The sequence below is a fragment of the Sedimenticola sp. genome, assembly GCF_050289425.1.
Taxonomy (GTDB): domain Bacteria; phylum Pseudomonadota; class Gammaproteobacteria; order Chromatiales; family Chromatiaceae; genus Sedimenticola.
In genome coordinates this window covers 35,470-51,053 of the sequence record NZ_JBNKFS010000006.1, presented here as the reverse complement: position 1 = coordinate 51,053, position 15,584 = coordinate 35,470, and the positions used below count along the sequence as shown (strand labels likewise).

General features: G+C 54.0%; 17 protein-coding genes. 9 read left to right on the top strand and 8 right to left on the bottom strand.

The genetic code is table 11. The features are described from left to right. Positions 1 to 22 precede the first annotated feature (22 nt). Entirely contained in the window at positions 23 to 163 is a 141-nt protein-coding gene (locus ACQY5R_RS05655) for a hypothetical protein (protein ID WP_428605611.1), read from the bottom strand. Between the two features lie 163 nt (positions 164 to 326). Between ACQY5R_RS05655 and ACQY5R_RS05650 the strand changes: the two genes are divergently transcribed. Continuing rightward, positions 327 to 671 carry a hypothetical protein gene (locus ACQY5R_RS05650; protein WP_428605609.1) on the top strand — a complete coding sequence of 115 codons (345 nt, stop codon included), beginning with the start codon at positions 327 to 329 and terminating at the stop codon, positions 669 to 671. On the opposite strand, the gene ACQY5R_RS05645 is transcribed toward ACQY5R_RS05650, so the two are convergent. Further along, complete coding sequence (locus ACQY5R_RS05645; RefSeq protein WP_428605607.1) at positions 655 to 1,458, bottom strand: TatD family hydrolase; 804 nt, start codon at positions 1,456 to 1,458, stop codon at positions 655 to 657. The genes ACQY5R_RS05650 and ACQY5R_RS05645 overlap by 17 nt on opposite strands. A 108-nt stretch (positions 1,459 to 1,566) precedes the next feature. Between ACQY5R_RS05645 and xthA the strand changes: the two genes are divergently transcribed. Continuing rightward, positions 1,567 to 2,382 carry an exodeoxyribonuclease III gene (gene xthA, locus ACQY5R_RS05640; RefSeq protein WP_428605605.1) on the top strand — a complete coding sequence of 272 codons (816 nt, stop codon included), beginning with the start codon at positions 1,567 to 1,569 and terminating at the stop codon, positions 2,380 to 2,382. Between the two features lie 6 nt (positions 2,383 to 2,388). Then, positions 2,389 to 2,757: a hypothetical protein gene (locus tag ACQY5R_RS05635; RefSeq protein WP_428605603.1), complete on the top strand. Its 369-nt coding sequence runs from the start codon at positions 2,389 to 2,391 to the stop codon at positions 2,755 to 2,757. 61 nt (positions 2,758 to 2,818) lie between these two features. Here the strand turns inward: ACQY5R_RS05635 and mtaB are convergent, their stop codons facing one another. Beyond that, the gene (gene mtaB, locus ACQY5R_RS05630) at positions 2,819 to 4,216 is read right to left on the bottom strand and encodes a tRNA (N(6)-L-threonylcarbamoyladenosine(37)-C(2))-methylthiotransferase MtaB (RefSeq protein ID WP_428605600.1); all 1,398 of its coding nucleotides are present in this window, start codon (positions 4,214 to 4,216) and stop codon (positions 2,819 to 2,821) included. A 128-nt stretch (positions 4,217 to 4,344) separates the two neighbouring features. Between mtaB and rmuC the strand changes: the two genes are divergently transcribed. Then, positions 4,345 to 5,778, top strand: a complete 1,434-nt coding sequence (gene rmuC / locus ACQY5R_RS05625) for a DNA recombination protein RmuC (RefSeq protein ID WP_428605597.1) — start codon at positions 4,345 to 4,347, stop codon at positions 5,776 to 5,778. A gap of 108 nt (positions 5,779 to 5,886) precedes the next feature. Here rmuC and ACQY5R_RS05620 read toward each other — a convergent pair whose 3' ends face one another. Further along, complete coding sequence (locus tag ACQY5R_RS05620; RefSeq protein ID WP_428605594.1) at positions 5,887 to 6,315, bottom strand: rhodanese-like domain-containing protein; 429 nt, start codon at positions 6,313 to 6,315, stop codon at positions 5,887 to 5,889. Positions 6,316 to 6,396: 81 nt separating this feature from the next. Between ACQY5R_RS05620 and ACQY5R_RS05615 the strand changes: the two genes are divergently transcribed. From ACQY5R_RS05615 to ACQY5R_RS05605, 3 genes are all read left to right on the top strand, one after another. Beyond that, positions 6,397 to 7,287, top strand: a complete 891-nt coding sequence (locus ACQY5R_RS05615) for a lysophospholipid acyltransferase family protein (protein WP_428605591.1) — start codon at positions 6,397 to 6,399, stop codon at positions 7,285 to 7,287. Between the two features lie 280 nt (positions 7,288 to 7,567). Next, complete coding sequence (locus ACQY5R_RS05610; RefSeq protein ID WP_428605589.1) at positions 7,568 to 9,409, top strand: vWA domain-containing protein; 1,842 nt, start codon at positions 7,568 to 7,570, stop codon at positions 9,407 to 9,409. Beyond that, positions 9,406 to 10,359 carry a hypothetical protein gene (locus tag ACQY5R_RS05605; RefSeq protein WP_428605586.1) on the top strand — a complete coding sequence of 318 codons (954 nt, stop codon included), beginning with the start codon at positions 9,406 to 9,408 and terminating at the stop codon, positions 10,357 to 10,359. The genes ACQY5R_RS05610 and ACQY5R_RS05605 overlap by 4 nt, the downstream gene beginning before the upstream one ends. A gap of 73 nt (positions 10,360 to 10,432) precedes the next feature. On the opposite strand, the gene soxZ is transcribed toward ACQY5R_RS05605, so the two are convergent. From soxZ to ACQY5R_RS05585, 4 genes are all read right to left on the bottom strand, one after another. Further along, complete coding sequence (gene soxZ, locus ACQY5R_RS05600) at positions 10,433 to 10,747, bottom strand: thiosulfate oxidation carrier complex protein SoxZ (protein ID WP_428605583.1); 315 nt, start codon at positions 10,745 to 10,747, stop codon at positions 10,433 to 10,435. 74 nt (positions 10,748 to 10,821) lie between these two features. Then, positions 10,822 to 11,298: a thiosulfate oxidation carrier protein SoxY gene (gene soxY / locus ACQY5R_RS05595; RefSeq protein WP_428605581.1), complete on the bottom strand. Its 477-nt coding sequence runs from the start codon at positions 11,296 to 11,298 to the stop codon at positions 10,822 to 10,824. Between the two features lie 443 nt (positions 11,299 to 11,741). Further along, positions 11,742 to 13,202, bottom strand: a complete 1,461-nt coding sequence (locus ACQY5R_RS05590; RefSeq protein WP_428605578.1) for a M48 family metalloprotease — start codon at positions 13,200 to 13,202, stop codon at positions 11,742 to 11,744. A gap of 244 nt (positions 13,203 to 13,446) precedes the next feature. Further along, positions 13,447 to 14,001 carry a hypothetical protein gene (locus ACQY5R_RS05585; protein ID WP_428605575.1) on the bottom strand — a complete coding sequence of 185 codons (555 nt, stop codon included), beginning with the start codon at positions 13,999 to 14,001 and terminating at the stop codon, positions 13,447 to 13,449. Between the two features lie 217 nt (positions 14,002 to 14,218). On the opposite strand from ACQY5R_RS05585, the gene ACQY5R_RS05580 reads away from it, so the two are divergent. Both ACQY5R_RS05580 and ACQY5R_RS05575 read left to right on the top strand, forming a co-directional pair. Continuing rightward, positions 14,219 to 14,821: a hypothetical protein gene (locus ACQY5R_RS05580; RefSeq protein WP_428605572.1), complete on the top strand. Its 603-nt coding sequence runs from the start codon at positions 14,219 to 14,221 to the stop codon at positions 14,819 to 14,821. Between the two features lie 204 nt (positions 14,822 to 15,025). Then, positions 15,026 to 15,577, top strand: a complete 552-nt coding sequence (locus ACQY5R_RS05575; RefSeq protein ID WP_428605569.1) for a hypothetical protein — start codon at positions 15,026 to 15,028, stop codon at positions 15,575 to 15,577. The last annotated feature ends 7 nt before the right edge of the window (positions 15,578 to 15,584 follow it).

The following is a 15,584-nucleotide window of genomic DNA, read 5'->3' as shown; positions in this document are numbered from 1 at the left end:
GTTGGTGACCATCTCGTGGCGCTTATTTCTCTGTGCGCTTTTCAGTCGAGTCGAGGCAGGGCTTACAGTCCTTGCAGCGGCTGCGATTCTTGGTGCTGATGAGAAAAACAGATATCAGTGCGACCAGGGCCAGGGCGACGAATGTCAGGTTGTCGAAGATCATGGTAGTAAACCTCAGTGTTACTGCATAAGAGGATAAGTAAATACTAATATATATGACGGGAAGAATCCCGGATTGTTTAATCGTATTTTTTTATGGCTGAAAAAATAAATTTATAATGACTATTGTCTGGGCAACGAAAAACAGAGAGGGATTTGGTGTGAAGATGCGGTGGATATTGTTCGGGTTGCTGTGGGTCGTATTGCCATTGCACGCTCAGCAGATACCCCAGGTTCTGGGTTATGGGGTAAAAGGTTGCGATCACTATAACCGGGTATTTGAAGGCTGGGAGAATGGGCAGGGTGAACAGATAGCGGAATATATTCACTACCAGGACTGGTTGACCGGCTTGGTCACTGGACTGTCACTGGCCACCGGCATGGATGTGTTGAAGGGGGTTGAGATCAAGGGGGCACTTCGCCGCATTCAGGTCTATTGCGACGAACATCCAACGGATGACTTCTTCACCGCCTCGATGGATCTGGTACGGATACTCAGCGGGCTGAAATAGGCGGCAGGTTGAATAGTCGGCGGGCGTTGCGGGTGGTTGCCTCCGCCAGCTGAGCTGGTGGAACGTCTTTTAATCGGCTGATCACCTGCAGGATAGCGGGCAGGTAGGCCGGTTCGTTTCGCTCGCCCCGGTGGGTGGCGTCCGGTTGATCCGGAGAGTCGGTTTCCAGTAGCAGTGAATCGATCGGCATCCAGGTGATCAGTCGATGCAGGCGATGCGCATTAGGGTAGCTGGCGGGTCCACCGAAGCTCATCATGAATCCTAGGTCTATCAGCCTCTCGGCCTGTTGTTTGCTACCCGAAAAACTGTGTAGTACACCGCGCAAACCGGAAAACTGTCGTAAAATCTGGATCACCTGTTCGACCGCTTTGCGGGCGTGAATAATCACCGGTAGTCGGTATCGGTGGGCTAACTCAAGCTGCGCCTCAAAAAAATACTGCTGGCGTTTTTTATCCGGATCGGGAATGAAAAAATCCAGTCCGCACTCACCTACCGCGACCGGGTTGCCGGTGTTCAGCCAATGTGCCAGATCGATCAGATCTTGCTCGCGGTGTTGAGATAAATACATTGGATGCAGTCCATAGGCCGGTTGCAGTTGCGGATACTGCCGGCAGAGTTGTCGTAGCGCCGCCCAGCCCGACGCCTGGATTGCCGGTACGACGCATTGACTTACCCCGACTTGATTGGCCCGTTCCAGAACCTCCACAATGTCGTTTGCGAATGAGGGGTCATCCAGATGGCTATGGGTATCGATGATTTCCATAACCCGTAGTATAACAACCGGCATATGGCATCGTACCGGATGTGTAGCGGGAGCGAGCGTGTTAAGGTTTTGTGGCGGCAGATTTAAGCGCTGTCTATTTACAAACTGACTGATCAGCAAGAGAAGGTGGCTATGAAAGTTGTCTCATTCAATACCAACGGCATCCGTGTCCGTGAACATCAACTGATGAGATTAAAAGAACGCTACGATCCAGACGTTATCGGTATTCAGGAGACCAAGGTACAGGATTCTGAATTTCCTCTGGAGATGATTGAGGCACTGGGCTATCACGCACAGTTTTTTGGTCAGAAGGGCCATTACGGTGTGGCGCTGCTTTCAAAACAGGCGCCCTTGTCCGTGCAGAAAGGTTATCCGTTTGATGTGCCGGATGCGCAACGCCGAATCATCTGTGGTGAATATGCCACCCCATCCGGCCAATCGATCAAAGTGATCAACGGCTATTTTCCTCAAGGGGAGAGCCGTGATCACCCGGTTAAATTTCCCGCCAAACAACGTTTTTATGCCGACCTGATGCGCTACCTTGAAGCGCATTTTTCTGCGGATGAGGCTGTGCTGGTAATCGGTGATATGAACATTGCGCGACTGGATCAGGATATCGGCATCGGTGATGAAAATGCGAAGCGCTGGTTGAAGAGTGGTAAATGCAGTTTTCTCCCTGAAGAGCGGAGCTGGATGGATCAGCTGTTGGGGTGGGGGCTGTCGGATACTTACCGCGCTTTATACCCCGAAATATCGGACCGCTTTAGCTGGTTTGATTATCGTAGCCGTGGTTTTGATCGGGAGCCGAGGCGGGGCTTGCGTATCGATCTGATATTAGCCAGCCCGACACTACAAAACTGCTGCACCGACGCGGGAATCGCCTATGATATAAGGGGGATGGACAAACCGTCCGATCACTGTCCGGTGTGGGCTGATTTTTCGATCTGATACGCTATGCAATCAAAAACGCTGTTTCTGAACGACTGGGAAGAAGGAGGGGTGGATGCAATCAAGCACGCCTTCAGTCTCAACGACAACAGCCTGGCCGGCATCGAGCTGTTGCTGGCTTCCTATTCGCGAGATGCCTTTTGTGGTGAAGCGTTTGTGCTGTTCCGTCAAGGTATGGCTCTGTATGAGGTGAATGCCAGTCACGACTCCAGCGACTGTATGGATGGCCAGTGGGACCCTGAAGAGACGCTGTTGATGGCACTGGAGTTCCGCCTGGAAAGGGGGCGCCTCGGTCTGCGTACCGACGGTAAAAACCTGTTTGCCGATGAACTCCGTTTTTTATTGGCTGAATTGAAAGCAAATGGTTTCAGCTGACCTTCGAGGGTCAGTCCACGCGGTGTCTGGCGCCAGCCTTGGCGCGTAGTGTTAGACGATCTTATAGCTCTTGTTCAAGCGTGGCGATCAGCGCATCGCCCGAGTCGGCGAGTCGTTGAAGTTGGACTTCCACCACCCGGTTTTCCAGGTTGCAGTCAGTCGGTGGGGTGATTTTTACCCGCAGGAAATTCGGTGTATAGCCTTCCCTGGCCGATCCGCCGTCTTCCGGGGCGCTCTCAATCAGTACCGGGAATCGGCGTCCGATAAAACGACTCAGGGTTTGACGTTTCATCCTTTCTCCCAGCTGATGCAGCGTCTCACTACGCTGTCTGATGCGATCCCGGGGGACTGGATTGGGCAGTTCAGCGGCGCGGGTGCCGGGTCGAGGGGAGTAGGCGAAGATATGCAGATGGCCAAAACCGATCTGTTCAACGAAGTCCAGCGTCTGTTGCCACTCATCGTCAGTCTCTCCGGGGAAACCAACGATGATGTCCGTGGTCAGGTTGATATCGGGTATCCGGCAACGGGCTTGATCGGCCAGGCGCTGGAACTCCTCTCTTTTGCAGCGACGAGCCATGCGCTTGAGTACCGAATCCGAACCGCTTTGCATCGGCAGATGGAGGTGGGGCATGAGACGTGGATTGTCGAATAACTCCCAGAAATTTTCCGGCAGATCCCAGGGTTCTACGGCCCCCAGACGCAGGCGCGGGATGGCAGTCTGCTCCAGGATGGCTTTAATCAATTGATAGAGATCGCTGCCGTGATCACTGCCGTAACCACCGATGTGTACGCCGGAAAGGACCGCTTCATGGAAACCTTGCTGGTGCCGGTCGTTAACTTCTGCAACCACCTGATCGATGGAGCGTGAGCGCTCTTCACCCCGGGCTACGGTGACGATGCAGAAGGTGCATTGATAACGGCAGCCATCCTGAATCTTGATGAAGGCGCGCTGGCGTCCCCGGCTGAGCAGGCTGGATTCGCCTGGCGCCGTGGCTTGCTCCGGCATGGCGTGCAGGTTCAGTTCACGGGTGGCAATGTCAACCAGCCGCTCTTTGTCCCGATTATCCACCACCAGATCGACCCCCAGTGATTGGGTGTTTTCCGTCGGGTTCAGGGTGGCGAAGCAGCCGCTGACCACCAGTTTCGAATGGGGGTTCTGACGTTGCGCACGACTCAGTAGTTTGCGTGATTTACGCACCGCCTCACCTGTTACGGCGCAGGTGTTGACCACCACCAGATCGGCGTCGGCCAGATGGGGAGTTATCTGGTGGCCGCGGCTCTCAAAGTCCCGGGACCAGGTTTCCAGTTCGGCTTCGTTGAGACGACAGCCCAGCGTTTTCAGGTGTATGCGCATCAGCGTGGTCGGTTTGTCGGTGCAGAATCTGCGCAAGTTTACGGTTGTCGGCAACAGATGCAAGCCGGTGGTGAAAAATCCGCCGCTGAATGCGGACTCACTCAATGAGCCGCGTCTGTTGTAGGCTGTGTCGATAACTTGATGAATTGATGTAACATGCTGTAAATATTTAAAAATATTGGCTGCTAAGGGCCATTCCCTGATGGCCGTGGCGCTTGGAAAGGTGATTGAATATGAGTCCATGGATAGAGCAGGTGTTAAATTATCGTGGTCTGATTTTGCCGCCCTTGCTGTTGCTGCTCCTGGTGGCGGTGTGGCGGGTCTGGTCGCGGCAAGCCGCACTGTTCGATCGCATTGAGGCGCAGACACAGCAGGCGCACGCCGAGGCGGAACGGCTTGAATCACGGGTCAAGGAGCAGGGACGCCAACTGGTTCAGTTGCTACTGGATGATCGGGACCGGCAGCGGGATCTGGCGCACCGCCTGCAGCAGCAGTTGCAACGATTGACGGCCCACTCCCACCAGGCTTTGGAGAGGCGGTTGGGGGAGCTACAGCAGGTGCTGGTCCAGGATAGCGGCAAGCTCCGGCTTGATCTGACGGAGCGTTTCGATCAATTGCAGCAGCGCCTCACCCAGAGTCTCTCCGAAGGGCGAATCGCCCAACAGGAGGGATTGGCGCAAGGGCTCGAGGCGGTCGGTCGCCAGTTGCTGGAAGGTTTGTCGCGTACCACCGAATCCCTGAATAAGCAGGTTTCACAGTTAACCGAAAGCACCGATCAGCGGCTTAAGGAGATCGGCGGGTTGGTAGAGCAGCGGCTTAATGAGGGATTTGAAAAGAGCAACGAAACCTTCAATCGGGTGTTGCAGCATCTGTCCCGGATCGATGAGGCACAGAAGCGGATCACCGAACTGTCATCCAACGTGGTGAGCCTGCAAGAGGTGTTGTCGGATAAGCGCTCCCGCGGGGCATTCGGTGAGGTGCAGTTGAGTGCACTGGTATCCAATCTGATGCCGGAGAACAGTTACGCGTTGCAGTACACGCTCAGTAATCAGACCCGTGCGGATTGCATGTTGTTCTTGCCGGAGCCGACGGGAAAAATCGCCATCGATGCAAAATTCCCCCTGGAAAGCTATCGGCGGATGACCGATAACGAGGCCCCTGAATCGGCGCGTAGTCGTGCCGCCAGTCAATTCCGCCAGGATATCCGCAAGCATATTGACGATATCGCGGGCAAATACATACTGCCAGGTGAGACCTCCGATGGCGCGGTTATGTTTATCCCGGCCGAATCGGTGTTTGCCGAAATTCATGCCCACTATCCGGACCTGGTCGATATCGCTTACCGGCAGCGGGTCTGGTTGGTTTCACCCACCACCATGATGGCCATTCTGACCACGGCGCGGGCCGTGTTGAAAGATGCCGATACCCGGGAGCAGTTGCATCTGATCCAGCATCATCTCCACCTGCTGTCGAAGGACTTTGGCCGCTTCCAGGGGCGTATGGATAAGCTGGCGGTACATATCCGACAAGCCCATGAGGACGTGAAGGATGTGAATATCTCGGCACACAAGATCAGCAAGCGGTTCGGGCAGATTGAGCGGGTCGAGTTGGATGAGTTACCGGTTCCGCGGGTCACGGATGGCGCCGAAGAGGTGTCAAGCAGCTGACCGATGAGCCGATGAAGCAAGCGCCGCCTATCGGACTGGGTTGGTTTGGTGGAGGGAAATTTTATACAAGCGGGGAGTGGCGTGGCCGCTACTCCCCGATTGGGTTATTCAGCACTGCTCCCAGGGCAATCCGTGGAATCGCCAGCCATTGATCGAACTTCGTTGGTGGTGGTCGTTGAGTTCACCTTCAAAACCTTCGTCGACGTGGAACACCCGATGGAAGTCGGCCTTGAGCAGCTCCTTGCCCGCTTCGTGGGAGCGCTTGCCGCTGCGACAGATCAAAATGACCGGCGAGCAGCCTTCATCTTCACTACAGACGGCCCCGCCCAATACCAGTTTTCTAATGTCGGTGACAAAATGAGGGTTCACTGTCCAGTCCGGTTCATCAATCCAGGGCACGTGAACCGCCCCTTTGGCATGACCGACAAACAGAAACTCCATGCTCGAGCGGATATCCACCAGGATGGCCCGGGGATCATCTTCCAGCATCTGGTAGGCCTGTTGCGGATTCAATGCAATCGGTTCAACTTCACTCATCTCTCTACTCCTGGTTTGATATCGGTACGTCTGACGCCGGGGTATAATACCGACAATCCGGACTTTTTATAAATATATCTAATGCGCGACAAGATTATACTGTTCATTTTAGCCCTTTTTTCCCGATTGCCACTCGCTGTGGCGCAGGGTGTGGGAGTGGTAATCGGTCGCCTCGCCTTTTGGATTCCCAACAAGGAGCGGCGCATTGCCCGGATCAATATCGAGACCTGTTTGCCTGAATGGAGCCCGGAACAGCGTAACGCTTTGCTGCGGGAGAGTCTGATAGAAACCGCCAAGGGGTTGGTCGAGATGCCAGTGGTTTGGGCTTCACCTCCCAGTCGCTGGATCGATCGCATGCAGTGTGGTGAAGGGGCCGAGCTGTTGGAATCGGCTCTGGCCCAGGGCAAGGGGGTCATTGCTGTCGGACCTCACCTCGGAAACTGGGAGGTGGGGCTGCACTATCTCACTTCCCTGTCCAAAGTAACCGCCATCTATCGGCCACCCCGCCAAGAGGGGCTGGATGCGTTACTGAAGCAGGGTAGAAGTAAGGGCGGTGCAACACTGGTACCGGCTACACCGCAAGGTGTGAAGTCCCTCTATGGGGCGCTTAAGCGGGGCGAGATGATGGCACTGCTGGCAGATCAGCAGCCCAAGGCGGCGGGTCGCCAAGGCGGCGTCTATGCCCCCTTTTTTGGTCATCCGGCGCTGACCATGGTGCTGGTAGGGCGCTTGGCGCGCAAGACCGGTGCACCGGTGCTGTTCTGGTTTGCCGAGCGGTTACCCAAGGCAGCGGGATATCGCATGCACTGGTTTCAAGCGCCACCTGGGATAGACAGTGAAGAGCCGGAAGTGATCGCCGCCGCACTCAACAGCGGTTTGGAGGTCTGTATTCGCCAAGCACCGGCGCAGTACCTCTGGAGCTACAAACGTTTTGCCAGCCAGCCGGAAGGGGTGATCTCGCCCTATTACTGAACGGCGTGACGATCCCCCCTCCACCACAACCATATCCCCTCTCCTTGCCCGAACGGGTGGAACTTCAGTCACTTCATGGATCGGCCAATCATTTTGAAGACCACAAAGGGCCTGAATTGGGTGTGCAAATTAGCTAAAATTCCGCTATCTTCAACAAGATGAGCCCCTTTTTTTATCAAAACCCTAAAGTGTTGTTTCAGGTTTGCCGTTAACAAAACTGGGTTAGGTTGATATCGACGGCAGGCGGACAGGTCGCTGTCCATGACGTGAGAGACCATTGATGGTGCATAGAAAAAGCGTACAGAACAGTTTGCTGCGACTATTTGTCGGGATACTGCTCATCGCCAGCTTCAGCGTGCAGGCTGCGCCAGAGGAGGGCGACAAAGCGGATGCCCGGATACTGATAGACATATCCGGCAGTATGAAGAAGAACGATCCGCAAAATTTGCGACGACCGGCTTTGCGTATGCTGGTGGGGTTGTTGCCGGAAGACGCCAGGGCCGGTGTCTGGACCTTTGGTCAATACGTCAATATGTTGATACCGCTCGGCGAGGTGGATGCTGCCTGGAAAAGAAAGGCGCGCAGTGAAGCCGGCAAAATCTCATCGCCGGGCCAGTTCACCAATATCGAAGATGTTATTAAACGGGCCAGTGCCGACTGGGAAGGGCCACCTACCCATTTTCAGCGCCACCTGATGTTGCTCACCGACGGCATGGTCGATATCAGCAAGAATCCGACAAAGAGTGCTGCATCCCGGCAGCGCATCCTTGAGCAATTATTACCAAAATTGAAATCCCTCGGCGTCCAGGTGCATACCATTGCGCTCTCCGAACGTGCCGACCATGAATTGATGCAGACCCTGTCCCGTGAAACGGGTGGTTGGTATGAGCAGGTCAATAGTGCCGATCAGTTGCAGCGGGTATTCCTGCGTATATTTGAGAAAGTCGGGCGGCCAGATACAGTGCCGCTGAAAGACAACAAGTTTCTGGTGGATAGCAGTATCCAAGAGGTGACGCTGCTGGTATTCCGCAAAGAGGACGCCCAGCCGACCCAGGTCATCACCCCTTCCGGGAAACAGTTTGAAGCGAAGAGCGCTCCGAAAAACGTCAGTTGGCATCGGGATATCGGCTACGACATGTTGACTATCACCCATCCGGAGACGGGTGAGTGGCGCATTCAGGCCGCGATGGATCCGGATAACCGGGTGATTGTGGTGACAGACCTGAAGATGCGTAGCACGCAACTGCCAAGCCGATTCGTATTGGGTGAAATGTTGCCGGTGACGGTCTCTTTCACCAATCAGGGTAAACAGATTACGCGTAAGGATTTCCTGGATGTGGTCAACCTAAAAAGCGGCCACACCGACAGTAATGGTCCGGGGGAAGAGCAACCGATATTCGATGATGGACAAAATGGCGATAAGGCCGCGGGTGATGGCAATTTTACCCTCCAGGTTGGACAGGATTTGGCGCCCGGCAAAGTCGAACTGGTTATTCTGGCTCAAGGCAAAACTTTTCAGCGTGAACAGCACCAGACATTTGAGCTGGCCGACCCTATTTTGATGAAGATCGAGGGGAGTGACGCGGGAAGTGATGTATTACGGGTACGCCTGGAACCGGATAGTGAGCTGGTGGACCTGGACACGCTTGAACTGAAGGCCAGTCTGGTTTCGCAAACCGGTGAAGAGCAACCGGTGATGCTGCTGCCGGCTACAGAGACGGGTGTGCAGGAAGCCACCGTTAACCCCCAAGAGTTGGTTGGTGATTGGACCTTGTCACTGACTGCACGTGGAAAAACCCGCTCCGGTTCTGATCTGGATCTGACGCTGGATCCACTGCCGGTGCAGGGTAAGGCGGTACCTCCCGCTCCCGAACCGGTTGTCGAGAAGAAGCCAAAAGCGGAAGAGCCGGTTATGGCTCCGCCTCCACCACCTGTGCCACACGAACCGATGGCGGAGGAAGATAATTTTAAGTTCCAAGTGGCCATATTTGGCGGAGTCAATATTCTGCTCATTATTCTGGTGGTCGTGGCAATTTTGATCATGCGGCGGCGTAAAAAGGCGTCCGAGTTTCAATTGGTCGAGGAAGATGATCAGGCGGTTGAGGAGGCATCAGCTCCATGATCGAGGTGAGTAAATTTCTACTGCTGGTAATAGGTGAGGTGCTCCTGTTGAGTGTCGTCTATACGGGAGTAGTTAATTTTCTGGCCTTCTCAAAGCGGCAACGTGAACGTGCCGCGATTAAAAAGTTGATTGGAAGAATCAAGGAAGACAGTAGTCGACGTGAATCCGAGACACGCAAGATTATGCAGGAACGTTATGGGTTATCTGATAACAACCTGGAAGAGGTGGTACACAAGATCGCCCGTGAAGAGAAGATGTTTTATCAGACACTGATCGACGTCTTTGTCAAACGTGATGCGGAGGCGATTCAGAATCTATGCGTTGATTATGAGGGTTCGGTTGAGGTTTATCGGTCGATAAATATCCCCAAAAAGGGCGAGTCCGGTGACGAAGGCGAGGTATCAGAGGAGCACACCGAGGAGCTGATCCTTCTTAAAGCCGAAAATCAAAGGCTGACGGAAGAGCTACAACTCACCATGGATACCATGGGGAACATGTTGAGCGAATATACCCTGATGTTTGCAGGTGGTGCCGATGTGAGTCTGGATCGCGAGAAAATGCGCGAGATACTCACGCCTGAGGTGTCTGGTGAAGCGACGCCTGAAGCTGCCGAGGCGGAAGATGATTTTATCCAGCGGCCCTCTTCTGAGGAACCGGAACAGGTGCCAGTCTCGGAAGAGGTGGTTGATGAGGCGGTGGCTGGCGACAGCGCAACGGCCAATGATGAGCTGAAGACACTGGATCAAGATCTGGATATGTTGGAGCTCTCTGCCGAAGATCTGGCGGAGAGCGACAGTCCTGCGCCAAGCGACATGGATGAAACCGTTGTCTTTTCCCCCGATCCGGCGCCGACGGCGGATGACGATGTTGAAGATGAGTTGGCCCACCTGGATGATGAAGTGGTGAATCTGGACGACGTGCTGGATGATCCCGAATCAAGAGGTTCGTGATACGCTCATCCTTGCCGTGACGCCAAGCCGGTATGCCGGGGCATACCTCCCTGTACACCCCGTAGAACGGGACTTAGCTTACCTTTACGGAAGCGGACTCACTCTTTCCCTTGTTGTCCACCCAGGTCAGCGTTAATTCATCGCCTTCCTTCGCGCCCTTGAATTTGAATGAGATATAAGGATTTTTGGAAATGCCTCCACTCCATTGGGCATTGATCACCTCTTTGCCCGCAGCGGTGCAGGTAACCTCCTGGATAAAATGGGCCGGAATGGTTTCGCCTTTACTGTCCTTGCGGTTGCCGGTTTCCATGGGGTGAGTCATTAGTGCCTTGACGGTCACCACGTCCTCTTTCAGTTTGGCGCGTATCTTGATGGAGTTGTTTGCCATAATACAGTCCTCGAAAATTCTAATTAGGGCGATTGATCCGGGTGGATGGCGTTCACACCCGGCAGGTCGGGCGCTTAACCGCCACAGCCACCGATGGTGACCTTGACCTCTTTGCTCGTCTTATAGAGTTTGCCGCCGGATTTGACCACGGCAATTACGTCGCCGCTCTTGCCCATTTTGATGCGGGTGGAAACGAAGCCTTCCGCTCCCTCCTGGAGATTGAAGTTGGCAATCAGTGGCACCGGGTTGTTGGCGGCGATAATGGCAATCGATTCTATGTTGGCAAGCGTGGAGGCTACCGTAACCGGTACCACGGCGCCATTCTCAGCGATGTCCGGCGCCTTGATATTGATCTCTCCGCTCTTATCGGCACTTTCTGCTCCCATCAGAGCAGTGAGTGCACCCGGAATATCCTTGGCGGTAAAAGCCGCCTTTGGCCAGGCCGCCATGACCGCTTTCGGGGTCAGCAGTCCGGCGCCTATCGCGATGCCAATTGCACTGCTTGCGACGGTACCTTTCAGTAACATCCGACGTTTTAAATCAGTCTTCATTTCAATCTCCTGTCTCAACAGAGGGATGATGTGTATCTGTCGTTAAGAGGCGGAATCCGTTTGGCGCCAGGGCCCAACGGATGCCCGATCAATCTGGGTCTGGGGAGTGCGGTCCGTGCCCAATGCTGTGAAAGCGGCCTCCGCTGAATGACGTCCAGAGGGCGTCGGATTATGTTTCAATCGGCTGCTTGGTTGATACCCCATGGGGCATAATTATAAGCAAGAGATATGACTACATAAGCGGTGTATGTGCCGTGAAATCACTCCTGGCTGACCTCGATTGAAAGGTCTGTGTGTATAACCTCCGATAATGTCCGTGGCCGATGCTGAGACGGATTATCATTATTATGGATCGTGCGTTCCGTCATGCTGAAGCGGCTGGGCGGACCAAGCATAACCCATGCCTTTGTTATGGGAAATAGGGATATTACTAACAGCGTGGTTTATCGGTCGCGCGCCTCAAGGTCCTGTTTTTCTGCGCGAATCTCTTTCAGTCGCGCCGCCATTTTAGCGCTTTGGTAGTAATCCAACGTCCGGTCCTTCAGGGCGATCTCCAGCTGGATAACGGCCGATTTCAGCGCGCCCGTATGGTAGTAGTATTCGGCTAGATATTGGTGGCCCTGGGTTTTGTCTCCGGCGTCGCCGGCGGCCTGAGCCAGCAGTTTGTACAGCAGGCTATCGTCGGGTCGTCCGCTGAGAAGGGGTTCCAACAGCGGCTTGACTTCGTTCGGTCTGCCCAGATCAAGCAGTGCCTGGGCGTAATAGATGGAGATCGGATAGTTGGCCGGGTGTTCGTTAAGCCCCTGTTTCAGTATCTCAATGCCCTGTGCCGGCTGGCCGGAGAGTTTATCCAGTTCCGCCTTGGCTACGATGTATTCAATCTGATCGGGTCGCTGCTCGATGAGTTTGGCGATGATTTTCTGCGCCTGGTCGTAGCGTCTACCGGCCATCAGCGAGAGCGCATAGCCGTAATGCTGTGCCTCTTCATTCCGGTAGCGACCATCTTCCAGGGCCTTGCTGTAAAACTCAATGCCCTCCTTGGCGTCGTTGAATGCCATGACCCGCAGGCGTTCCCGGGCGAGATGGTAGGCCAGTGAATCACTACGCTGTTTGTAGGGGAAGGCGTCGGCGCGGCCGTAGGCATCGGCAATGCGATTGCTGGTGACCGGGTGGCTGCGTAAAAATTCAGGCAGTTTCCCATTGTCGTAGAGCCGCGAAGCCTTACCCATCCGCGAAAAGAATACCGGCATGGCGGTGGGGTCAAATCCCGCCGCCGCTAAGGTCTTGATGCCGATACTGTCGGCCTCCTCTTCATGAGATCGGGTGAAATTAATCTCCCGTTGCATCATGCCTGCCTGAATGCCAGTTGCCGCCGCCACGGCTACATCAGGGTTTTTGGTAGCTGCGCCGATAACCACTGCGGCGATGGCGACAGCCGCTGCCGGAAGGGACATGCTATTGACGGCATCGTATGTTCTCACCAGGTGCTTTTGGGTGACATGTGCCACCTCATGAGCAATGACGGATGCCAGCTCACTTTCCGATTCCGTAGTGGTAACTAGGCCGGTATACACCCCTATATGGCCGCCAGGACCGGCAAAGGCGTTAACCTGGGGTTGGCTAATGAGGAAAAACTCAAAACTGCCGGTTGCATCCGCATTGGCACGGGTCAGTTGTTCACCCAATGACTGTATATAGGCCGACAGTAGCGGGTCCTGAATGACGGGCATCGAGTTGCGAATACTGCGCATGAAGGCGCGACCCAGCCGCTTTTCATCGGCCGGTGAAAGGACATTGCCAGAGGGGTTGCCGATGTCCGGCAGGGCCAGGGATTCGTTGGACCAGGCGAGTGGCGACTGACACAGCAGCAGGGAGAGCCCGCCGAGCAGCAATCGATTGGCCACGGCTTTTTTAATAGATGACCGGAACATGCCTTGAGAGACAAGGTTGTCGGTTAATAGTTCAGACGAACGCCAATTCAGCGATGCACTTGAGCCCACAATAATCCCTGTTAACGATCATGTTTTGTATCAGTAAACGTGAACAATATAACAGGATTCCACTGGCAGCACAGTGAACGGGGACTCGGCTTGGTCGAGTCTTTCTTCCCTCTATCGGTAAGAAGGTTCCGATTCGGATAGAGAATATTCAGGTGAAAAGATTTTTTACTACACGGGTAAGTTGTTTCAAAAGCTCCGGAGCGTCACTGTCCATCACCTGATCGATTACCCAGCGGTTCACTTGGCTCTCGCCCATCGCCTGTTGGATCTCATACCCGAGATGGCGCAGGAAAGGATAGGTAGGACCCTCGTCGGTGTAGCCGAATTCGGCGTACTCACTGGCCCGCTGATTGAACCTGTCGATAAAGCCGGAGCGGTAATCGCCTTCACCTAACATGGAACGGCTGTTTTCCTCAAAATGATCGGCAAGCTTTAATACCAGGGCTGTCACCAGCTCTTTACGCTGTTCGTCGGTGATGGATTCAAACAGCATTCGTTCAACGGCCAAAGCCTGGAAGATCAGGTATTCTGCCACCACCGCCAAGCGCTGGGCGTCGTCGCGGTAAGAGAACTGTTTGCTGTGTAAGTTGATCGCCTTATCCACACCCAGGCGCCAGGCATTGAAGGCGATTGCGCCTCCAATCTCTGCCAGGGTCCGCTCTGACTCTTCTTTATGCCACTGGCTCTTCAATCTCAAGGCCATGCTGTTTTCCTCTTTGCTGACGGGTTGTTGCAGTCCGTCTGTTTTGAATATTAGATCAAGTTAATATAGCACAGAGTGATGGGGCTTTTGGGGTCGGATGAAAAAATATACAGCCACCGGATGAGTGGAATTTCGATAAATTTGATCTGGCATAAGGTGTCCTGCCTGAGGCATGGGGATAATGCGACCTGGTAAAAAACCTGACTTGGAGCCAGTCATGAAATACCCCCCGTTTTTTGATTTGATCGAGCCTGTGCAACTACGCGACCCGCTAGCCGAAGTGCTGGGTGCCATGGAGGGCGGAGTCATGCAGATCGGTTATCTGGATGTGGTAAGGCTAGCCGGCCACTCCTGCCCCACCGTGGCGGGTGCTTTCCTGATGGCGCGTAAAGGATTGGCGGCGCTGTATGGTGATGCTTTGCCTGTGCGGGGTGAAATCGCCGTCAAGCTGCAACAGCCGATAGGTGAGGGGGTAACCGGTGTAATCGCCAATGTGCTCTCTTTTATCACTGGAGCGACCGACCAGGGTGGGTTTCATGGGCTTGCCGGCCGCTTCGACCGACGAAATTTATTGAGTTTTGAATACGACAATCCGACCCCGGTGACCCTGATGCGTACCGATACGGGACAAACGGTCTCGTTGACCTATGATGCCAGTTTTGTCTCGGCCGATCCGATGATGGGGCGGCTTTTTTCCAAGGTTCTGGGCGGCAACGCTACCGCACAAGAGGCTAAACAGTTTGGTCTACTCTGGCAGGGCCGGGTTGAGGCGATTCTGTGTGAATATGCGAATGACCCGCGCTTGGTCACCGTGATCTGAATGCATGAAAGGGTATTTTTTGATACATGGGCAAAAAAACCTTGCGGGTGGATTTTGACTGTGTGAGTATTTTCTGCGGTTGAAACCTACGGTGTCCGGTCAGTCTTATCTGGCATTCATTGGATTTCAATCTCGCAGGAGGATGAGTCCGATCGTGTAATCCTTAGGATTGATGTCATCACAACAGCTAAAGGAGAGCTGAGTTTGAAAAATTTAAAATATCTTGTAGTCGTTTCCGCATTGCTGGCTTCCGGTTGTTCTACCGTCGCCCCACATTATCAGGCATCGTTTGAGAATACCCAGAAGCTAAAGAATAACGATAGTAGTCAAGTGACTGTCAGTCAGTTCCAGGCCGCGGACGATAAGGTTAATCACCTAACCATTCGCGGGGGTAATTTTGCATCGCCAACCAATGGCTCGTACGTGGAGTATCTGAAAAAAGCGCTGGAGCAGGAGTTGTATGATGCTAATAGACTGGCCGACGACTCTGATGTGAAGGTTGGTGGGACATTGCTTGAGAATGAGATTGATGCTTCCGGTTTCAGCGTCGGTGTAGCCCATGTCAAGGCCGAGTTTACGGTGAAAGACAAGGAAAAGACCCGTTACCAGAAGGTTCACAGCGCAGATATCCAGTGGCCTTCCAACTTTGTTGGGGCGATTGCCATACCCAGAGCTGTCCAGGAGTATCCGCGGGTATTCAGTGAGCTGTTGGGGAAACTGTATGCCGATCCGGATTTCATGAATGCACTCAAGTAGTCACTAG